The organism is Vibrio sp. 03-59-1 (assembly GCF_013114135.1).
Classification (GTDB): domain Bacteria; phylum Pseudomonadota; class Gammaproteobacteria; order Enterobacterales; family Vibrionaceae; genus Vibrio; species Vibrio cortegadensis.
The window spans coordinates 63098-84318 of record NZ_VTYA01000007.1 but is presented as its reverse complement, the minus strand read 5'-3'; the positions used below and the strand labels follow the sequence as shown (position 1 = coordinate 84318).

The following is a 21221-nucleotide window of genomic DNA, read 5'->3' as shown; positions in this document are numbered from 1 at the left end:
TTTACAAGCAATGACACTTTCAAACACTAGTGTTATCAATCAAAACTGATTTAAACAACTGTCATTTGACCTGCGTATAGAATGAAAGTACGTAACATCAATACGCCCACTAAACTCAGCGTTGTTACGACTAAAATAAAACCGCCACTATGACGAATTGACTTAGGCGTGACTGCATTAAGTAGAAGCGGTAGCAACATACCTGCGCCAATTACGCCCCACCAGAACCAAGATGCCCAAAAGCCTTCGCCAATCGCATTCATTGCCGAAATCTCAGCCTGTCCACCAGAGAAAATTAGTCCAGTGAAGAAGGTGACCAAAACGAACAACTCAAACATAACGACTGGACGTTCAAACCCGTGGATCCATGAAACACTTGGCCCATGCGGAGACTCTTTAAATACAAGAACGCCGAATAAGATACATGCCGCAGCACCAGAGGATAGGCTTGAAAACAAGAACAGTATTGGAAGTACTGGATTATTCAGCATTGGGTACGTTTGAAGTGCTGACAATAGGAAACCAGTATAAGCCGCTAGTAGTAGCGCAAGGAACCCAAGGAATAGCTCAATTGAATTCTCAAACTTAGTGAATTTCTCCAGTAAACCATCAACAAATGCAAAGCGACCTTGTAGGAAATCGACAATTTGTTTTTTAAAGATGATACCAATCCAAACAAACAATACCGCCATGTAGACTTGGAAGAGAATAACCCCCATAGACATCACAGATGTTGGATTAAAGAAGATCATTATTTTCCAAAACGAAAGTGGTTTTGTTAGATGGAAAATAAGAATCGTTAGGCCAGATATGATACCGAATGGTGCAAGGAAAGCCGTCGCTTTCAAAATACCATTTTCAGCTGGGTTTCCTTCAATTACCTTGCGTTTAAGGTAAATTGAGATCATTACAGCACCTGCTGACATACCAGCTAAGAACAAGTAGATAGCAATAATCCAATCCCACACGACTGTGCTAGATTGAAATGCGGTGTCCCATGCACTCATGATGAAATCTCCCCTTTCTGATGCGGTACTTTGAACAACTTAGGCTTAGTACCCAAATGAACCTTATCTCGATAAACCACTTCATTCTTCAATACTTGATTGATCTCACTTTCAGGATCGTTCAAGTCACCAAATGTCAGCGCCTTCGTCGGGCAAGACTCGACACATGCCGGTAATTTACCTTGAGCAAGATTTGTGTCACGACAGAAGTTACATTTATCTGCTGATTTGTTTTCAGGATGGAAGAAACGAACTTGGTAAGGACAAGCCGCTAAACAGTAGCCACAGCCGACACACTTATCGTGGTGCACATCGACGATGCCTGTTTTCTCATCTTTATAGGCTGCGCCTGTAGGGCAAACCATAACACAAGGAGCATTTTCACAATGTTGACAAGATTGGCGAGTGAAACGGTATTCAACATCAGGGAATTCGCCTTGAGGTTCACTGCGAATGATCTCTAATCGTGATACACCTTCAGGAACATTATTTACTTCACGACAAGCATCTGAACATGCCGTACAACCGATACAAGCAGTTTCATCGTGGATCATACCATAGCGTTTATTGCCATCTTCTTGAACGCTTGCCAATGTTTTACGGCTAGTAACAACAGCGGTACCCGCAACACCAGTAGTAACAATAACGGCACCAGCGCCTGCTAAGAAATTACGTCTAGAACAACTCATAACATCACTCCTCTTCTTTTAACTGGTTGAAGTCTGAGTGGCAATCCACGCATAGCTTAATTTTTTCTTTCTTGTCGAATGCCAATACTTTCGCTTTCTTAGCGTGAACATCGTGGCAATTAGAACAAGTTAAGTTTTTCGCGTGAACATCGTGTGTCCAACTGGACTCACGTAAATATTCTGGCTTATGACAATCGGTACATTGACTGTTCGCTTTTAAAATAGCGTCAGGTTCAAGGAATACCTTTTCAGAGCCAGGTTGCGATTGAGCGTTGGAGTACTTAATAACCTTCGGAGCACCTTCACGGTGATCAGGACTAATATTGCTATGACATTCCGTACAATTTACTTCGCGTCCAAGAATTTTATGCGCATCTTCGCCATGAGAACCAAAAAGAGTTTCTTTTGAATCTTTATGACATTGCACACATTTATAATCTTTATCACGAATGAGGCTGACTTCATGTCGTGTCGAGGCATTTTCAACCTGAACAGATGAAGAGTCGGCAACGGCATGGATGGAATAACCATAGAGACAGAATGCTAGAAGAGACTTCAACATTATGGCTATGGTCAATTTTATATTGCCCATTATATCCTTTCCTTATACCAGCGAAATTAAGCTCTCTACTTAATTATTCCGGTCAAATAAAATGTACCTTTAGAATGGTATATTGCCAAATCTAAATGATATCAATTCTTATTCTGGATAAGCCACAACGCTATAAGTAAATATAATAACTCTATAGTAGTAGAATATATATATACACCTCTCAAATTAGTGACCTATTTCACCTTATTAATATAATGGTCATATCTCTAACTATATGAACTATTTGAAGAAACAAGCTTAATAACTACCCCTTTAGGGTTATACGGAACCAGATGAGACATGGATCACTATTGATATTTGATCTAAGACAATTCTAGATATAGTTGCTAATAAATGTTTCAAGATATGTACTATTATTTCAACAACTCTCCAGTTCTTATTTGGAATATAGCCAGTTCACAACGCTTGTTATAAAAATCTAGAATACGGAGATATTATTTTGAAAAAGCACTGGATACGTAATTCGGCTGCAACCTTACTGATGGTAACCACCTCTTTAGTTGGTTTCGCCAGTTTTGCAGCGTCAGAAGAAAAAGAAATTGGTGACCCACGAAATACCCAATTTGAACAAAACCACCCAGACCAATACCAAACTTGGAAACAGACATCTGAAAGCGAAGAACTGGAAGATGCACTAAAAAGCGATCCAAATATGGTTATCATGTGGGCTGGATATGGTTTTGCAAAAGATTACAACAAAGCTCGTGGTCACTTTTACGCGATTGATGATGTACGTCAAACCCTAAGAACGGGTGGACCAACAGATGAAAAGACTGGTCCTATGCCGATGGCCTGCTGGAGCTGTAAAAGCCCTGATGTAGCTCGTTCAATTGAAGATCGTGGTGAAGATGGCTATTTTGAAGGTAAATGGGCTCGTCTAGGTAACGAAATCGTTAATCCTATCGGTTGTTCAGATTGCCACGATACGAAAAGTGAAGAGTTCAAGAATGGCGAGCCAGCATTAAAAATCACTCGTCCCTATGTTGAACGTGCTTTTGACACTATCGGAAAAAACTTTGATCACCAGTCTCGCTTAGATCAACAATCTTCAGTTTGTTCTCAATGTCACGTTGAATACTACTTTACTGGCCCAACGAAAGGTGTGAAATTCCCTTGGGACAAAGGTACTAAAGTTGAGCAAATGGAAGAGTACTACGACGGTATTGGCTTCAAAGACTGGACGCACAAAGTATCTAAAGCTCCAATGCTAAAAGCACAACACCCAGGCTTTGAAACATGGCGCGAAGGCATACACGGCAAAAATAAAGTTGCTTGTGTTGACTGTCATATGCCGAAAGTAACCAAAGAAGATGGCACAGTCTTTACTGATCATAAAGTGGGTAACCCATTCGATCGTTTTGATGACACGTGTGCACAATGTCATACTCAAAGCAAAGAACAAATGCAAAGTATTGTTGCGACTCGTAAAACTCAAGTGACAAACATGAAGCTAACCGCTGAAAAACAAATTGTGGCAGCACACTTTGAAGCGGGCGCAGCATGGGATGCTGGTGCAACAGAAGCAGAAATGAAGCCTATCCTACAAGATATTCGTCATGCACAATGGCGCTGGGACTACGCTATCGCTTCTCACGGTGTTCATATGCACGCTCCTGAAGTTGCACTTGAAGTACTAGGTACAGCAGTTGACCGTGCCGCTGATGCGCGTACTAAGCTAATTCGCTTACTTGCGAAGAAAGGTATTACTGAACCTGTTCAAATCCCTGATATCTCTACCAAAGCAAAAGCTCAAAAAGCGCTTGGTATGAATATGGATAAGATGAATGCTGATAAGAAGAAATTCTTAGAAACCATCGTTCCACAGTGGGAAGAGCAAGCAGAAAAACGTGAAGCGGGTTACGACTACAAATAAACCACTCACAACCTTTAAGCAATAAGCAATAAGCAATAAGCAATAAGCAATAAGCAATAAGCAATGTTGTTCCAAAAACCAGCTCTCGTGGCTGGTTTTTTATTACTATTTAGAAGAGAGTGAACTCAATTCGCTGATAAAGCTTAAAATCATTTCCATCCTTAATACTATTAAATCTAACCAAACATAAAGCTAACAGCAATTAGTTTGAGAACCATTCGCATCACTATTAATATCCACATCAGAATCATGAGGCATTCGATTATGGCAATTTCAACCCATAATCCTTGGACTTTATTCACCTTTTGGACAGCGAGTATTTCCTGCAATATAGATAATTATCTACTCTATAATTAAACCAAAATCCAAATTAAGAGAATCCATATGACGGTATTTTTCATTTTAAATTATGATGTTTCAGATCCAGAACAGTATTCGCTTTACAACCCAGGTTCGATTGGCATAACAGCAGCGACGATTGCTAAACACGGCGGAGAAATTCTTGTCGCCACGAATGAAGGGCATGTAGTTGATGGGGAAATGGCTCAGATGAAGGTTGTGGTTCAATTTCCAAATAAAGAAGCCGCACTCGCTTGGCACGACGACCCTGAATACGCAAAAGTGAAGCAAATTAGACTGAACTCCACGACAAACATCAACTCATTTATCGTGGATAAGTTGGTGTTACCAGAATAGAAGAATGAACATCTTAAGTGAATGAATAGCTTAGGTGGATAAATTGCACTCAACTTCCAATCTAGGAGCAGATTCTAGATTGGAAGTTGTATCAAGGTTTCAATTATTTACCAACTCCTTGGCTCGATTAATCGACTGAATCAAGCTTACCCTATCCACTTCTTGTCTTTCCGAATCCAGAATTTTTGTCCAAGTCTCTATCGCGAGTTGATAGCGGAAACTGATAAAATGATCATTTGCGACTAACATTAAACCCGTTTGGTTTTGTGGATCTAATTCAAAAGCAGCATCTAACAGTGCAACAACATCCGAACTCATTTGTTGCGAGCTAACGTAATAAAGTGCTGTTGCTTTTGCCGCATATTGACTTGCAGTTGGGCTCTCACTGAGTCGAATTGCGTAATCAAAACACGTCAGCGCCGATTGAAAATCATTTTCAAGAACGTAACCATGACCAAGTTGAAACCACAGCTCGCCTTGATTAGGATCTTGTGTGAGTTGAGCTTGCAACTCCTCCTTCAATGTCATCATTTTCTGACTAGAGTGCTTAACTGGGGTATCCACTGCGACAGTTTTTACTGGCTGACGTAAGACAAACCACGCGAGTACACTTAACCCTACGACCCCGACGCCTAACGCTAGGGAGTACTTCTTCTGCTCCCCTTTTGGCGTCATTGCATAGATAAAACCAACGATAAATACACATGTCACAGTGATAAAAACGAATGTCCACTGTTGCATCATCTTTCCTCTCACTCTAATTATCAGTTTATGGTATATCAATTAGGCACTTACAATCTGTTTTTGCTTGTAAATTGTAAGATTGATCAATAAAAGTCATGTATTTTATGGATAAAAAAACCGAGCACAAAGGCTCGGTTTTTGGGGAGAATGCTCAGTGAGTCTTGAGACTACTCTTCGCTATCGCTACCTTCAGTCGGAGCTTCCGGTTGGTCAGAAGATTCAGCGATATCACTAGCAGGTTGTTCACCTTCAGCAATATGACCTTCTACATCTTCGCCGTCCAAAACTTCAGACTCTTCGACTTCATCAATGCGTTGTAAACCAACTACATTTTCGTCTTCAGTCGTGCGGATTAGCGTCACACCTTGAGTGTTACGACCAACTTGGCTAACTTCAGAAACACGTGTACGAACTAGAGTACCAGCGTCGGTGATCATCATCATCTCATCACCTTCCTCAACTTGTACCGCGCCAACAACTGGGCCATTTCTATCTGATACTTTGATAGAAACTACACCTTGTGTTGCACGACCCTTCGTTGGGTACTCAGCAAGCGTCGTTCGCTTACCGTAACCATTTTGCGTTACAGTTAGAATGTCGCCTTCATTTGAAGGAACAATCAGAGACACAACTTGGTCATCTTCCGCTAGCTTCATGCCACGTACACCAGACGCAGTACGTCCCATGCTACGAACCTTATCTTCACTGAAGCGTACCACTTTACCCGCTTTAGAGAACAGCATGATGTCACTTTCGCCGTCAGTAATGTCAACACCAATCAGTGAATCTTCGTCGCGTAAGTTAACCGCAATTAAGCCGTTTGAACGAACGTTAGAGAAGCTTGCTAATGATGTCTTCTTAACGGTACCGTCACCAGTTGCCATAAAGATAAACTTATCTTCAGTAAACTCAGTAACTGGTAGGATAGCCGTGATACGTTCATTTTCTTCAAGTGGAAGAATGTTGACGATTGGCTTACCACGAGCGGTTCGGCTCGCTTGAGGCAATTGATATACTTTCAAGCGGTACGTTTTACCACGAGTAGAGAAACATAAGATATTGTCGTGAGTATTAGCAACAAGCAAACGCTCAATGTAATCCTCATCTTTCATCTTAGTTGCACTCTTACCTTTACCACCACGGCGCTGAGCTTCGTAGTCGCTAAGGATTTGATATTTCACGTAACCTTCGTGAGAAAGCGTCACTACCACATCTTCTTGAGTGATAAGATCTTCCATATCAATATCGTGCATTGCCGCTGTGATTTCTGTACGACGAGGGTCGCCAAAACCGTCGCGAACTGCTTCTAGCTCTTCACGAATAACTTCCATCAAGCGTTCAGTGCTAGCAAGAATATGCATAAGTTCAGCAATAACTTCGAGCAAATCTTTATATTCATCTAAGATTTTCTCGTGTTCTAGGCCTGTTAGTCTGTGTAAACGCAGTTCTAGAATCGCCTGAGCTTGTTGCTCAGTTAAGAAGTATTGACCGTCACGAATACCAAATTGATCTTCTAACCAATCTGGACGAGCCGCGTCAGTACCTGCACGTTCAAGCATAGAAGCAACATTACCCAAATCCCATCCGCGAGAAACCAGACCAACTTTTGCTTCAGCTGGTGTTGCTGCGTTACGAATAAGTTCGATGATTTCATCGATATTGGCTAATGCTAGTGCTAGTGCTTCAAGGATATGAGCACGATCACGAGCTTTTTTAAGTTCGAAGATAGTACGACGAGTTACAACTTCACGACGGTGATCAACGAAACACTTGATCATCTCTTTTAGGTTAAACAATTTCGGCTGGCCATTATCAAGCGCAACCATATTGATACCAAAAGTCGTTTGAAGCTGAGTTTGAGAGTAAAGATTGTTTAGAACAACTTCGCCCACAGCGTCACGCTTACATTCGATAACAATACGCATACCGTCTTTATCAGACTCGTCACGTAGTGCACTAATGCCTTCAACTTTTTTGTCTTTTACCAATTCTGCGATCTTTTCAATCAAGCGAGCCTTGTTCACTTGATACGGGATTTCAGTGACAATAATGGTCTCTTTACCATTCTTCTCAACTTCAATATCCGCTTTTGAACGCATGTAAACTTTACCACGACCCGTTTTATAAGCATCAATGATGCCTTTACGTCCGCTGATCATAGCAGCCGTCGGGAAATCTGGGCCTGGGATGAATCCCATTAGCTCATCGATAGTAATGTCTTCATCATCAATAAACGCTAGGCAACCATCTACCACTTCACCTAAGTTATGCGGTGGAATATTCGTTGCCATACCTACTGCGATACCAGAAGCACCGTTAACCAATAGGTTCGGAATTTTTGTTGGTAAAACCGCAGGGATTTGCTCAGTACCATCGTAGTTAGGTACGTAATCTACCGTTTCTTTTTCTAAGTCAGCCAAAAGCTCATGAGCAATTTTCGACATTCGAACTTCGGTATAACGCATCGCCGCCGCTGAATCACCATCGATCGAGCCAAAGTTACCTTGACCGTCGACCAACATGTAACGAAGTGAGAATGGTTGTGCCATACGTACAATAGTATCGTATACCGCACTATCACCATGTGGGTGATACTTACCGATTACGTCACCCACTACACGGGCAGATTTTTTATATGCTTTGTTCCAATCATTACCAAGTACATTCATCGCGAACAATACGCGGCGGTGTACTGGTTTTAGGCCATCACGCACATCTGGAAGAGCACGACCAACGATAACTGACATCGCATAGTCTAGGTATGAACCTCGAAGCTCATCTTCAATGTTTACGGGCGTGATCTCTTTAGCTAGATCGCTCATAGAGCCATTTTCCCTCTATAGTCTGATCGTATTTTTAATACGTACAAGACCAAAAAATATAACACAAATTTACCTGATTCGGCATCACTTTCATCGTCCTTTTATCATGTTGTGAGCTTGGTGGCGAATCAATTGGTGAAAAATTGCACTGACGATTCATATCTTACTGAAAGTAGGTTGTTTTGCAGTCAATATAAATACATATTTTTGGACATTAAGCCACCACATGCAAAAACGACAATAACGCAATCTAGCATCATGGTTGCATTCTTCAATCTGACGTTAGACTATTACACCCATTCAGCACTTATTGTGAAACAACCTATGACGAAAAATATGATCAAAGATCAAGCATCAAACATCAGTTCTGGCAAACCTCAAAATGTCGACCCGTTAGAAATTAAGAAATTTGAAGATATGGCTTCTCGTTGGTGGGATCTCGAAGGTGAGTTCAAACCTCTACATCAAATCAACCCGCTGCGTCTAAATTATGTTTTAGAAAAAGCCGACGGTGTTTTTGGCAAGACGATTCTTGATGTTGGCTGTGGAGGTGGCATTCTTGCTGAAAGTATGGCTAAAGAGGGCGCGATTGTTACTGGGTTAGATATGGGCAAAGAACCATTAGAAGTCGCACGATTACATGCATTAGAAACGGGAACAAAGCTCTCGTATATTCAAAGCACCATTGAGGATCACGCTCAAAGCCATCCCAATCATTACGATGTCGTCACTTGCATGGAAATGCTCGAACATGTGCCCGACCCACTCTCTATTATCCAGTCATGCGCAAAATTAGTGAAACCTGGTGGCCATGTCTTCTTCTCTACCCTCAACCGTAATATCAAATCTTATCTGTTTGCCATTGTCGGTGCTGAGAAACTATTAAAAATCGTTCCGGACGGAACTCACAACCATGACAAATTTATCCGTCCAGCCGAGCTCATCAAAATGGTAGACCAAACGCCATTGCAAGAATTAGGGATCACAGGTCTACATTACAATCCGTTAATGGACACATATCGCTTAGGCCCAAATGTCGATGTGAACTACATTGTCCATACTCGATTAGTGTGATTTATTTTTCTCAAAAATATCTCTGAACTGAGTTGCATTTATCATATTTTTGATGCTCAGTTCAGCCTATTTTTCGTGCTCTAGATTCCATTTTGACCAACCCGTTTTTATTTTAACCACCACAAATCTGTTGCTCAGTTTGGTTCAAAGATCAAGGAATTTATTTTTGTTAATGGTCAAATTAAAAGCATCGGCAAACCATCAATTTCATTCAATCAAGTGCACCCTGTTACCATCAGTTAGTGGTTACTAACTGTTTTTTTTCTTTCCCCTACTTATCCACAGCCCTGTCCAAAACTGCTCCTTGAAAATAATCATAGATAGCACTATCTTGTAGCCACGAAACAACTTACCCCTATATCTTGTGTTTAGTCTACAATATATGGGTAGATTCAGATCACAAAGCCGCAGCGCGATTTACAATAATTGCAAACAAAAACACTCAAAATACGGCTTTTATCAGTTTTGTTAGGGAACTAAAGCAGAATGAACCAACAACTCACTGTCACCAAGCGTGATGGACGTAAAGAAAGCATTGATCTTGAAAAGCTACACCGTGTTATCACATGGGCAGCAGAAGGCCTTCACAACGTATCCGTATCTCAAGTAGAACTGAAAGCTCACATTCAGTTTTATGACGGTATTACTACTTCGGATATCCATGAGACCATCATTAAGTCAGCCGCAGATTTAATCTCTGAAGAGACACCTGATTATCAATACTTAGCCGCGCGTCTAGCAGTATTTCACCTTCGTAAAAAAGCATATGGCCAATACGAGCCACCAACTTTATACGATCATGTCTCGCGTTTAATTGATATGGGTAAGTATGATCAACACATCATGCAAGACTATACTCGCGAAGAGCTTAACCAACTTGATGGCATCATTGATCACCGCCGTGATTTGGATTTCTCTTATGCCGCCGTTAAGCAGCTTGAAGGTAAATACTTCGTTCAAAACCGTGTAACTAAAGAAATTTACGAGAGTGCTCAATTCTTGTATATCTTGGTTGCTGCGTGTTTATTTGCGAAATACCCAAAAGAGACACGCCTTGATTACATTAAGCGCTTCTATGATGCGGCTTCAACATTCAAGATCTCGTTACCAACACCAATTATGTCTGGTGTTCGTACTCCTACGCGCCAGTTTAGCTCATGTGTACTTATCGAATGTGGTGATAGCCTAGATTCAATCAATGCAACGGCGAGCTCAATTGTACGTTACGTATCTCAGCGTGCTGGTATCGGTATTAATGCAGGTCGCATCCGCGCTTTAGGCTCTGAAATCCGTAATGGTGAAGCTTTCCATACTGGTTGTATACCTTTCTATAAATATTTCCAAACTGCGGTAAAATGTTGCTCTCAAGGTGGCGTTCGTGGTGGTGCGGCAACCGTATTTTATCCACTGTGGCATGGTGAAGTTCAATCTCTATTAGTGCTTAAAAACAACCGTGGTGTTGAAGAGAACCGTGTTCGTCATATGGATTACGGTGTTCAGTTGAACAAACTGATGTACTCACGTTTGGTTGAAGGCGGAAATATCAGCCTATTCTCACCATCTGATGTACCCGGCCTTTACGATGCGTTTTTCGAAGATCAAGATGAATTTGAACGTCTGTATGTTAAATACGAAAACGATGCTTCTGTAAAACGTGAAACCGTTCGTGCAGTAGAACTATTCTCTCTCCTTATGCAAGAGCGAGCATCAACGGGTCGTATTTATATTCAGAACGTCGATCACTGTAATACTCATAGTCCATTTGACTCAAAAGTTGCGCCCGTTCGTCAATCAAACTTATGTTTGGAGATCGCTCTGCCAACTAAACCATTAACGAATGTTGATGATGACAGCGGTGAAATTGCACTTTGTACGCTTTCAGCATTTAACCTTGGGGCCATCGATTCTTTAGATGATCTTGCTGAACTGTCTGAACTTGTGGTTCGTGCTCTTGATGCTCTACTTGACTACCAAGACTACCCTTTGCCAGCGGCTTACAAGTCAACAATGAATCGCCGAACATTAGGTGTGGGTGTAATCAACTACGCTTACTACCTTGCGAAAAATGGTGTTAAGTACTCTGATGGCAGCGCAAACGCTCTGACTCACCGTACATTCGAAGCTATTCAATATCACTTGCTTAAAGCATCGGTTGAACTCGCGAAAGAGCAAGGTAAATGCCCTCTTTTTGACGAAACAAATTATGCGAAAGGTTTACTGCCAATCGATACGTACAAAAAAGATATCGATCTAATTTGTGATGAAGAGCTTCATTATGATTGGGATACTTTACGCCAAGAGATCATGACGCACGGCCTACGAAATTCAACATTAACAGCTTTAATGCCGTCAGAAACATCATCTCAAATATCGAATGCAACCAATGGTATCGAACCACCTCGCGGTTTTGTATCAGTGAAAGCATCGAAAGATGGTATTTTGAAGCAAGTTGTTCCTGATTTCGCGAATTTGAAAGACAACTATGAGTTGCTTTGGAATATTGGTTCAAACAATGGTTACCTTCACTTAGTTGGCATCATGCAGAAGTTTGTTGACCAAGCTATCTCTGCTAACACCAACTATGATCCAAGTGCTTATGACAGCGGTAAAGTACCAATGAAGAAGCTGTTACAAGACTTACTAACAGCCTATAAGTTCGGTGTGAAGACGCTTTATTATCATAACACTCGTGATGGTGCTAAAGATGACCAAGGTGACACTGCTCAGCCGGAAGATGATGATTGCGAAGGCGGCGGTTGTAAAATTTAACACCAATGTAGCCTACCCAACCACGGTAGGCTTTATTGCTTCAATCTAACGACTAGGTTGATAAGTTCACAAGATTTAGAGGTTCACATGGCCTACAGTACATTTTCTCAAAATAAAAACGATCAACTAAAAGAACCAATGTTCCTTGGTCAATCAGTAAACGTTGCACGCTACGACCAACAGAAGTTTGAAATTTTCGAAAAACTGATTGAGAAGCAACTCTCTTTCTTCTGGCGTCCAGAAGAAGTTGATGTATCAAGCGACCGTATTGACTACAACAAACTACCAGATCATGAAAAGCATATTTTCATCTCTAACTTGAAATACCAAACTTTATTGGATTCAATTCAAGGACGTAGTCCAAACGTGGCTTTGCTTCCTTTAGTGTCACTACCTGAAGTCGAAACTTGGATCGAGACTTGGTCTTTCTCTGAAACGATTCACTCTCGCTCTTACACTCATATCATTCGTAACATCGTCAATGATCCAAGTGTTGTATTTGACGATATCGTAGAAAATGAAGAGATCTTAAAGCGCGCGAAAGACATCGCTCACTATTATGACGATTTGATTGCGACATCAAATGACTACCACCGTTATGGCGTAGGCAAGCACGATATTAATGGCGAAACAGTCGATGTAAACCTTCATAACTTGAAGAAGAAACTTTACTTGTGCCTAATGTCCGTGAATGCACTTGAAGCAATCCGCTTCTACGTAAGTTTTGCCTGCTCATTTGCCTTTGCAGAACGTGAGTTGATGGAGGGTAACGCAAAAATCATCAAGCTGATTGCTCGTGATGAAGCGCTTCATCTAACAGGTACTCAGCATATGATTAATATTCTGCGTAATGGTCAAGATGATTTCTCTTTCATGCAGATTGCAGAAGAGTGTAAGCAGGACTGTTTTGACTTGTTTAAAGCCGCTGCCGAACAAGAGAAAGAGTGGGCAGAGTATCTATTTAAAGACGGTTCAATGATTGGTTTGAACAAAGACATTCTATGTCAGTATGTTGAATACATTACCAATATTCGTATGCAGGCTGTCGGTTTAGGCATCGCTTACCCACATGCAACTTCGAATCCAATTCCATGGATCAACGCTTGGTTATCATCAGACAACGTACAAGTTGCGCCTCAAGAAGCAGAAATTAGCTCTTACCTCGTAGGTCAAATTGATAACGAAGTAAGTGCGGATGACTTCGAAGGTTTTGAACTGTAATGCCAGCACTCAAAATTAACGGCTTGACCTCTATCCAGTCTAACTCATCTAGCACTCTACTTGAGGCCATGGAGCAATCAGGGCTCACCCCTGAGTATAATTGCCGAGATGGTCATTGTGGCGCATGTCGCTGCAAGCTAGAGTCTGGTGAGGTCGAGTATGTTGGTTTTGCAATGGCATATACGAACGATGACGAGATCTTACCTTGTGTCTGTCGAGCAAAAACGGATGTTGCGTTAAGTAGTGTGAACTATTCGGTCAAAAAACAGCGAGCTTAGATTCCATCTGATTTGCTATATTTTACACCTCGGCCAAGTATTCTCCCCTTCAAAACTTCCAAAAACGAAAGAGCCAACGCCTCACCGCGCTGGCTCTTCTTTTTTATTCCAAATATTACTCGTTTAACGTTATCCCACTTTAGTTTCGAGCAAGATCATATCCGCCGTATCGACTGAAACTGATTTATCCCCAATGTGTTTTCCATCATCATCAAACAGTGACAACCGATAACCTTGCTTAGGAAGTTGATGAAATGAACTCGGAAAACCACGCCATAATGAGACAATGTCTCCCTTGGCGCTATTGAAAATCTCCCCTAATACCACTTCCTGACTTGCGATTTGATACAAAACTTTTATTTTTGATTGTTGCTGCATCCTTGCCTCCAATCTCACTATCCATTGATGAGTACTAGAGTCAGTTTAACCGTTTATTTTTTATTCGCGCGTATCAAAAGTGAGACATAAAAATCATCCTAATAAAATCATTGAGTTAAGCGATAGATCGATTACTTATAGATAATTAAGATAAAGATAAAAAAAAGATAAGCTGATTTATCATCGGCTTACCTTTTTCGGCGCACAAAATTACAGCGAGCTGACTATGCGGTTAAGCTTGAATAACACTCACGGGTATAAACAGCTCTTTTATCCTATTCAGTGAACCATACTGAACAAACATCGGCTTACCTTCAAGGTGACGCCTCAACATATCTGACGCCACTGTACTGATGACTTTTCGAGCATCATTGCGGTTGTAGTCTCTTTTAAACTCAAGAACCTGCCCCCATTCACCTGCTTGCGTTGCTAGTGCAACTGAAAATTTATTTTCCTCTATTTTTCCAGTAACTAACGCAATATCAGTCGCACACTTTTCTCGTGTAGCCGCTGCTAAAGCAAACGCCGCGGCTAAAGGGTCTCCCCCATCACCTGGGGATTCATTTAACGAGCTCATTATCCATGAATGCCCACAACAGCTTTCAATAAGCTCATCACTCTGTAACCAAGAAGATAAGGAGCCTCTTGTGGATTGCTCTGAAATCGACAATGTCTTCTTTTGATCAACCAATAAATGCCCTAAGTGCGTCAACATAGGTTCATCTACACTGACAACATGAGCTTCTAGCAGCTTATAGATCATCTGCAGTAGTTTTATCCGAACTTCTAACCCATCTTTAGGGCCAAATAACTTGACCTCAATAAAAGGTAAATATGAACGATAGCCAAGTTCGTAGCCAGCAGGTAACTTAAGTTGATCTAATGAATCAGAAATCCCTGACTCTGACAAACCAAAAGTAAATAAACGGCTGCATTCAGACTGCTCAACGTCTGGTTGAGACATCTTCAAATCGGGCAATATTTGATCTTGTACCATGCGCTTGAATTCACTAGGTACACCAGGAGTAAAATAGAAAATCGCATCGTTAATTTTCATTTTGAAGCCACAAGCAGTGCCTATCGGATTATCAATAATCTCGGAATTGCTTGGCAACATCGCTTGTTTTAAGTTGCTGTCTGGCATTACCACACCTCTAGCACTAAACATCGCTTCAAGTTTTTTCAGCCAATCACTAAACAATACCAATTTTTCGCCAGAAGCATTAGCAGCAGCGGCAGCACTCATATCGTCAGTTGTTGGCCCCAAACCGCCATTTACGATAATCACATCGTAATTAAAGCTCAGCATTAAAAACTCTTCTGTGAGAGCACTAAGCTGATCACCAACGGTTGATCGCTTAGATAGCCCAAAACCGTGTTGATAGAATTCACTCGATAACCATGCAGCATTTGTATCAACAATGTCACCATGAAGAACTTCCTCACCAGTACTCAACATTGCAATTTTCAACATAATATATTCCTTTGGTGCACGATGACTTAATCGGGCATTGATACTCTGGGGGTATTTAAATGTCGCTGATCTAGTATCAGACAACGCTTTTACACAATAAGTTTCAGAAAAATTACCTATTTAGTGTTTTCAAGCATGCTCTATTCATGGATAATTGCGATCTTGATCGTAATAACCCACTCTTTGGAGCAATCCGTGTCAAAGCAAACCGTATTAATGAAAACTATTGCAGGACTAGCACTGTCATCTTCTGTAACAGTCCACGCAAACAGCAATATTAGCCAAGATATTGAGTTTTCCTATACCGTTGATTGCAAACAAGAGTTTTGCCTAGATAATAACTCTTATCGTTACAACACAAGCAATTCTTATGCCCTAACGTCAGATCAAAGCTTAGATTTTTCAGAACCTGAACTGCCTTTGTATATGAATCCTCGCAGTGAGAAAGATTGGGACTACTTGAAAGGTCAAACTTACACAATTTTAGGTCTTAGCGTTGCGACTGTAGGTTTGATGACTTTACTTCCTGAAAGTATCACCAAATGGGATGCTGAAGATCGTGACTTAAGCAATATTGGCAGCAAATGGAAAGATAACGTGACTTCAGGCCCTACATGGGACCGCGATGAACACTTCCTTAACTACATTGCTCACCCATATTTTGGTGGCGTTTATTACACTGCTGCTCGCCATGCTGGGTTTAATGAGTTTGAGTCATTCATGTACTCGTTCACTATGTCCACATTTTTCTGGGAATATGGTGTAGAAGCCTTTGCAGAAGTACCTTCATGGCAAGATATTTTCATTACTCCTTTCTTTGGTGCTGTTGCTGGTGAAATCATGTTCGAAACAGAACAAGAGATTGTGGCGAATGGTGGTGAAGTAGTGGGGTCTGAAACCGTTGGTGACGTATCACTCTTTTTCCTAAACCCAGTCGGTCATATCCATTACTGGGTAAGTGATGCATGGGGCGGTGAAGCCGAATTCAGCTTTAACAATAAGCCTTGGGGTAATAATCAAGATGCCGCCAAGTTTGCCCTTGATGCTGGTGCCGCGTACGACAATCAGTATTACGGCGTTGATTTAAAAATCACTTTTTAATATAAACATCTTCAATTTAAGCGGCACTCTGTTGCCGCTTTTTTGTGTCTGAGTTTTGATATTTGAGATTCCGACCTTCGCTTAGGCCAAAAAATTGATATTCATCAACTATTCCTACCACAGACCTTCTACACTAAAACCAAGGATATAAATAAAATAGTTATCAACCAGTAGGTTAGATGTATGACTGGTATTTAGAAGAGGGAATAAAATATGAATAGTACATTTATTGTAAATTTCGTCGGTAAAGCCTCACCAGCAACCATAAAAGAACTTGCAGCCACAACTCACGAAAATGGTGGTAAATGGTTGATAAGCAAGGTTAATTTCATAGAAAGCCAAGTAGCCGCGGTGATTAAAATTGAACTTCCCGAAGCCAATGCCGAAACCGTCAAAGCCGCATTTAAAGCACAAAAAAATTTAATGGTCGATATCGTTGATTCAGCAAGCACCGCACATGAAGTTGATACCATCTATCAACTACGACTTGATTCAAATGATCGAGCTGGCATCGTGAATGAAATTACACACGTTTTGGATGGACAGGGAATCAGTATTTTAGATATGGATTGCCAACGGGTATTCATCGCTGGTGGTGGTGGTGTGAGTTCGAGCTTATTCACATCGACTCTATCGATTCGCTTACCTGTGGATGTACAAATAGAAGATGTGGCAAGTGAACTGGAAGCATTAAGCGAAGATACACGTGTAATTTTAGAAGCATAACCATACAGGGTCTGAATAATTACGCCCCATTATGGATACTATTTGATATACCGTTCGCCATTCGATAGAATGTCGAACGGTAAAAAAGGTATCCAATTATAATGAAATCGTTAAAGTGTTTATTGGTTAAGAATATTACGTCTGTAATATTTATTTATATTCTCTCTGTATCTTGCCTATTCCTCATTGGTAGCCAATATTATAAAGATTCCACTTATAACCGTGTCGCACAAGATACGGCTATCATATACAGCAATACACTTTCACTTTTACATCAATATTACTCTGATGAAATTCTTCCGAGAGCTAAAGCATCAGGAGCAAAAACAAGTTTAAATTACTTAGATAATGATCATGATTTGCCTTTCCCTATCACATTCAGCAATGCTTTTGGTCAACGATTAAACAAGCAACTTTCTGATGTATCCGTTGAAATTTATAGCCAATATCCATTCGAAAATAGAAAAGACAGACAACTTTATGATTCTCAGAAATCTGCTCTTACTTATTTCGAACAAGGAAATACCGAAGATATTTTCAAGTATGAAAAAATGGATAGCGGCGAAAAAAACATGATCACCTTGATCACACCTATTTATATGTCAAAACCATGCCTTAACTGCCATAACGCCAAGTCAGATTACACTGGTATAACTTGGAAAGATGGCGACTTTCGTGGTGTTCGAGAAATCAGCTTCCCAGTTTCAACCGAAAATATATTCGAGAGTGACTACACCTGTTTAAGCGTAATCGTTGCCCTACTTGTATCTATCAGTGGTGTTTTTTTAGTTTTACCTTTAGTGAAACAACTTAAAGTATCTTTGAAACAGTCTCAAAGCCTCATGTCCGAGTTAGAATTCCAAGCTTGCCATGACCCGTTGACGAAGATATCGAATCTAAACCAACTCACGAAGATGATGGACTTGGCTCTAAAGGACTCAACAAGTAACAATATCGGACTGTTATTTATCGATCTCAATAAATTTAAATACATCAATGATACATGGGGGCACGCTGCTGGAGATCGAGTATTAACCCGTTGCGCTCAAACGTTAAAAAATATGATTAAAACGGAATATACACTTGCAAGAATAGGCGGTGACGAGTTTGTCATCATGATCCCGAATATAATACACGATGACGAAACAGAGCAGTTAGCTTCAAGAATAACAAAAGCGATGACCACCACAGTAGATTTTAATGGGCTAGATATCTCATATTCAGCCTCAATTGGTCATGTTGTACACACCAAAGCAGAAACGTCGGCGGATATGTTACTGAGCGCGGCTGATCATGAGATGTACAAAAATAAAAACAGCTAACAGAGCAGCGAATTGGAAAATAAAGCGAGCAAACACATTGAAATGATAGAGAGAACTAATATATAGGTTTGGAGGAGAGATGAGAAATATCCTTATCTCATAACAACTCATAAATCATATAGTTAAGCTACAGAAAAAACGGATAAGTCACATTCAAAATTGTACTGCCAGTGTTTATAATGTCCATTTTTTGCTAATATGCAACAAAATAATCAATTATCAACTTAGGCATTGCATGAAAGTCATAAAAAAAAGTTGGCCCTTAAAAAAAATCTCAGCAATTTTGTTGGCGATTTTAATTTCAGGCTGTAACAGTGGGCATGAGAGCAACGGTGGTGATAACGGCACTCCAGATCCAACACCCGACCCGACTCCATCACCAGACGTCGTGACTATTTCAATTCCATCAACAGTGACTTTCACTGAACCAACCTCTGGCTCAAAAACAGAATCGATTGTTGTTTCTCTTTCCGAGGCTTTAAGCCAAGATCTAACCTTGACACTCTTAACCAGTGACGTGACAACACGTTCCAGTGGCGCGTTCAAGAACTACAATACTATCTCTAGCCAAGACTTCAACATTGCGGCAGGTGTAACCAGCGCACCTCTACCACTAGACCTTATGCACAACAATCTGTATGAGGGTAATAAAACACTTCATTACTCTATCAGTGCTGAGAACGATACAAATTACACTCTTTCAAACGACCGAACTGTCGTAACCCTTAATGATAGCGATACTCAACCAACGGTTAGTTTTAGTAATGATTTAAGTACCGTTGTAGAAGGCGACAGTATTAAACAACAAGCAGTTTTGAGTCATTACACGTCTCAAGATGTAACACTCACTCTCACGAGAACCGGTATTGCCGCGCCTGAAGACTTCATTGTCGATATATCAGGCTTAACTCTTAAATTGCCAGCAGAGACCCTCTCAACAGATATCACTTTTTCTGCCAATGATGATGCCTTTAATGAAGGTGGCGAATCAGTGATCTACACGATAGCTTCCGTTGGAAACGCTACTATCGATTCGAGTAAAAACACTCTCGCGTTCTATATTCCCGGGCAAAAAAGTTTCAATGATACTGGATATGTAACTTATTTTGATGGTACAGACTACGACAGTGCCACTCCTCCAGCTTCACATCCAAATCAAGATGCTGATTTTGGGCTTGATGTAACGAATGGAAATGAACATTCGGATGGGGTGTATGGCTTCCGCTACACAAAGCTAGATGCTCACGGAAACCCTTTACTACCTAGCGCAACGAATTGGCGCTGTGTTAAAGATGAGCATTCCGGATTGTATATTGAAGCAAAGCAAGACCCAATAGCACTGCCGAGTCAACCCGAAGTCGATGCATGGATTCAGAGCCACAGAGACGACCCTGACACCAATCCTTATCCGTGGGGAAATCAGTCAAACTCATGGCGAAGCGCTTCATACACATATACGTGGCACGACTCTGACAATACAACCAATGGTGGCTATGCCGGAGCAGTCAATGATCTATTGTACAGCGATGGCCCGATATCTTCTGAATGTGCGTATATTAATGATGGATCCGGTAGCAACTACTGTAATACAAGTAGTTATATTGATAGCCTAAACAGTCGCTCTATTTGCGGCATTACGGATTGGCGCTTACCCTCCCCTGTTGAAGCTCGCTCATTTATCAACTTCAATGTCGGCACTGCGCCAACTGAAGCCATTGATTTCTTTCCTAATCTTGGAGATCGACTCTTCACACACTCTAGCTCTGTTAAACAAGATGGTAGCGCTCGATGTATCGACTCTAAAAATGGTGAGCTTGAGCTTTGTAATAAAAACATCACGCACTCTACAGGAATTGTTGCTGTAAGTGGGGGGATTGAGTAATGAAACTAAAACTATGCTTATGTGCAATTGCTACTCTGCTAAGTGCAAATACTATCGCGCAGACCTGTGTGCAAACTCAAACGCCCTCTCACCAAGACGGGCAGTTCATTGACCGCAAAGACGGTACGTTGCTCGACGTCACGACTAACTTACTTTGGTCAAAATGCAACCTAGGCGAGACCTACAATCCAACCAATGACACCTGTGATGGTACGGCGATCAAGTATCAAAAATGGCAGGATGCGCTCGTGGCAACTGAAGATGCGAATTTGACCACTATCGCAGATCAAACAGGCTTCAGGTTACCTAATATCAAAGAGTTAAGTTCAATCGTTGACTATAGCTGTACTAGACCAGCGATTAACCTGACACACTTCCCAACAACGACCAACGAACCATATTGGACCAATACACCTGACGCTCATAAAATCAACAGTGACTATGACGGTTTAATTATTGATTTTGAAGAAGCTTTAGAAGTTATTACCGACCCAGATGATGTCCCACACCCTCTTGTTCGATTAGTGAAAACATTTAATTAGGTTTTTACGG

General features: G+C 41.0%; 18 protein-coding genes. 11 read left to right on the top strand and 7 right to left on the bottom strand.

Annotated elements, in window-relative coordinates; genetic code table 11:
• Positions 1–50: 50 nt before the first annotated feature.
• From nrfD to nrfB, 3 genes are read right to left on the bottom strand one after another with little or no spacing between them, the layout of a single operon-like run.
• Complete coding sequence (nrfD, locus tag F0249_RS08915) at positions 51–1007, bottom strand: cytochrome c nitrite reductase subunit NrfD (protein ID WP_017054552.1); 957 nt, start codon at positions 1005–1007, stop codon at positions 51–53.
• Positions 1004–1696 carry a cytochrome c nitrite reductase Fe-S protein gene (gene nrfC / locus F0249_RS08910; protein WP_017054553.1) on the bottom strand — a complete coding sequence of 231 codons (693 nt, stop codon included), beginning with the start codon at positions 1694–1696 and terminating at the stop codon, positions 1004–1006. Before nrfC ends, nrfD begins: the two co-directional genes overlap by 4 nt.
• A gap of 4 nt (positions 1697–1700) precedes the next feature.
• Positions 1701–2288 carry a cytochrome c nitrite reductase pentaheme subunit gene (nrfB, locus tag F0249_RS08905; protein WP_113797340.1) on the bottom strand — a complete coding sequence of 196 codons (588 nt, stop codon included), beginning with the start codon at positions 2286–2288 and terminating at the stop codon, positions 1701–1703.
• A 460-nt stretch (positions 2289–2748) separates the two neighbouring features.
• Between nrfB and nrfA the strand changes: the two genes are divergently transcribed.
• A complete protein-coding gene (gene nrfA, locus F0249_RS08900) occupies positions 2749–4182 on the top strand; it encodes an ammonia-forming nitrite reductase cytochrome c552 subunit (protein ID WP_171756438.1) in 1434 nt (477 codons plus the stop codon).
• Positions 4183–4566: 384 nt separating this feature from the next.
• The gene (locus F0249_RS08895) at positions 4567–4878 is read left to right on the top strand and encodes a DUF1330 domain-containing protein (protein WP_113797342.1); all 312 of its coding nucleotides are present in this window, start codon (positions 4567–4569) and stop codon (positions 4876–4878) included.
• Positions 4879–4977: 99 nt separating this feature from the next.
• Here F0249_RS08895 and F0249_RS08890 read toward each other — a convergent pair whose 3' ends face one another.
• Both F0249_RS08890 and gyrA read right to left on the bottom strand, forming a co-directional pair.
• Positions 4978–5619: a cytochrome C heme lyase gene (locus tag F0249_RS08890; protein ID WP_171756534.1), complete on the bottom strand. Its 642-nt coding sequence runs from the start codon at positions 5617–5619 to the stop codon at positions 4978–4980.
• 170 nt (positions 5620–5789) lie between these two features.
• Positions 5790–8444 (bottom strand): DNA topoisomerase (ATP-hydrolyzing) subunit A, encoded by a 2655-nt coding sequence (gene gyrA / locus F0249_RS08885; RefSeq protein ID WP_017054559.1) that lies wholly within the window; start codon positions 8442–8444, stop codon positions 5790–5792.
• A 336-nt stretch (positions 8445–8780) separates the two neighbouring features.
• Here gyrA and ubiG point away from each other — a divergent pair, with 336 nt between their 5' ends.
• The 4 genes from ubiG to yfaE all read left to right on the top strand — a co-directional run bounded on the left by ubiG (position 8781) and on the right by yfaE (position 13786).
• Complete coding sequence (ubiG, locus tag F0249_RS08880) at positions 8781–9518, top strand: bifunctional 2-polyprenyl-6-hydroxyphenol methylase/3-demethylubiquinol 3-O-methyltransferase UbiG (protein WP_171756533.1); 738 nt, start codon at positions 8781–8783, stop codon at positions 9516–9518.
• Positions 9519–10004: 486 nt separating this feature from the next.
• Positions 10005–12287, top strand: a complete 2283-nt coding sequence (gene nrdA, locus F0249_RS08875; protein ID WP_171756437.1) for a class 1a ribonucleoside-diphosphate reductase subunit alpha — start codon at positions 10005–10007, stop codon at positions 12285–12287.
• An 87-nt stretch (positions 12288–12374) separates the two neighbouring features.
• The gene (nrdB, locus tag F0249_RS08870) at positions 12375–13508 is read left to right on the top strand and encodes a class Ia ribonucleoside-diphosphate reductase subunit beta (RefSeq protein WP_017054562.1); all 1134 of its coding nucleotides are present in this window, start codon (positions 12375–12377) and stop codon (positions 13506–13508) included.
• Complete coding sequence (gene yfaE, locus F0249_RS08865) at positions 13508–13786, top strand: class I ribonucleotide reductase maintenance protein YfaE (RefSeq protein WP_171756436.1); 279 nt, start codon at positions 13508–13510, stop codon at positions 13784–13786. The genes nrdB and yfaE overlap by 1 nt, the downstream gene beginning before the upstream one ends.
• Before the next feature lie 129 nt (positions 13787–13915).
• Here the strand turns inward: yfaE and F0249_RS08860 are convergent, their stop codons facing one another.
• Both F0249_RS08860 and F0249_RS08855 read right to left on the bottom strand, forming a co-directional pair.
• A complete protein-coding gene (locus F0249_RS08860; RefSeq protein ID WP_017054564.1) occupies positions 13916–14164 on the bottom strand; it encodes a hypothetical protein in 249 nt (82 codons plus the stop codon).
• A gap of 232 nt (positions 14165–14396) precedes the next feature.
• On the bottom strand, positions 14397–15638 hold the full coding sequence (locus tag F0249_RS08855; protein WP_171756435.1) for a CinA family nicotinamide mononucleotide deamidase-related protein: 1242 nt from the start codon (positions 15636–15638) through the stop codon (positions 14397–14399).
• A 216-nt stretch (positions 15639–15854) separates the two neighbouring features.
• On the opposite strand from F0249_RS08855, the gene F0249_RS08850 reads away from it, so the two are divergent.
• From F0249_RS08850 to F0249_RS08830, 5 genes are all read left to right on the top strand, one after another.
• Complete coding sequence (locus F0249_RS08850; RefSeq protein ID WP_171756532.1) at positions 15855–16739, top strand: DUF3943 domain-containing protein; 885 nt, start codon at positions 15855–15857, stop codon at positions 16737–16739.
• A gap of 213 nt (positions 16740–16952) precedes the next feature.
• Positions 16953–17465, top strand: coding sequence for a glycine cleavage system protein R (locus F0249_RS08845; protein ID WP_017054567.1), 513 nt, complete (start codon positions 16953–16955; stop codon positions 17463–17465).
• A gap of 101 nt (positions 17466–17566) precedes the next feature.
• Positions 17567–18787 (top strand): diguanylate cyclase, encoded by a 1221-nt coding sequence (locus F0249_RS08840; protein WP_171756434.1) that lies wholly within the window; start codon positions 17567–17569, stop codon positions 18785–18787.
• Between the two features lie 235 nt (positions 18788–19022).
• Entirely contained in the window at positions 19023–20669 is a 1647-nt protein-coding gene (locus F0249_RS08835; RefSeq protein ID WP_171756433.1) for a DUF1566 domain-containing protein, read from the top strand.
• Positions 20669–21211, top strand: coding sequence for a DUF1566 domain-containing protein (locus F0249_RS08830; protein ID WP_171756432.1), 543 nt, complete (start codon positions 20669–20671; stop codon positions 21209–21211). Before F0249_RS08835 ends, F0249_RS08830 begins: the two co-directional genes overlap by 1 nt.
• Positions 21212–21221 lie beyond the last annotated feature (10 nt).